This window comes from Vibrio sp. 10N.286.46.A8, assembly GCF_041470165.1.
GTDB classification, from domain to species: Bacteria; Pseudomonadota; Gammaproteobacteria; order Enterobacterales; family Vibrionaceae; genus Vibrio; species Vibrio tasmaniensis_A.
This window is the reverse complement of the sequence record NZ_JBFRLX010000384.1, coordinates 1-692: the sequence shown is the minus strand read 5'-3', so window position 1 is coordinate 692 and position 692 is coordinate 1. Positions and strand designations below refer to the sequence as shown.

1 protein-coding gene is annotated in these 692 nt (G+C 41.9%); it reads left to right on the top strand.

Going from position 1 to position 692, the window contains the following annotated elements; genetic code table 11:
• Positions 1-51: 51 nt before the first annotated feature.
• On the top strand, positions 52-692 hold a 641-nt coding region (locus AB4232_RS22590), incomplete at its 3' end, for a LysR family transcriptional regulator (RefSeq protein WP_372088089.1).

Here is a 692-nt window from a genome sequence, read left to right as displayed (position 1 = left end):
AAATAGAACAATACGCCAAAAAGTAACTTCACTTAATACAATAGGTATCAAATGGATAAGTATCGGAATATGCAGCTATTTTGTACTGTTGTCGATAAAGGCAGCTTTTCTAGAGCAGCGAAAGCGTTAGGTATTACCCCTGCTATTGTCGGCAGGCACATTGCAGCAATGGAAGATTCTCTAGGGTTTGTATTGCTGAATCGTACAACGCGCAGTATGCATCTTACTCCAGGGGGAAAAGCTTATTATGAAGGCGCGCAAGCGGTATTGAGTGATATTGAACAATTAGAAGATTCGCTGACAACTGCTCATCAGAACAATCCTGAGGGCTTAATCCGGTTGTCTGCTCCCGATGCGATGGGGCCTTATTTAATGACGGTGATTAAAGAATTTCGCAAAGAATACACAGGGATTCGTTTTGACCTTGCTTTATCTAATAGCCACCTCAACCTAATCGAGGAAGAGATCGATCTCAGCATCAGGTTCTCATTCGAGTTACAAGATTCGTCTTATATTGCGACCAAACTCGGAGAGTCAGAACTTGGCTTGTATGCGTCACCTTCATACATAAGCGAGTATCAAGCACCTTCCGATTATACTGACTTAAAAAATCATGATTGCTTACATATGGGAAATTCGAGAGATGGCGACTACTGGATGCTAACTGTCGATGGAAAAAGCCTTTCATATCG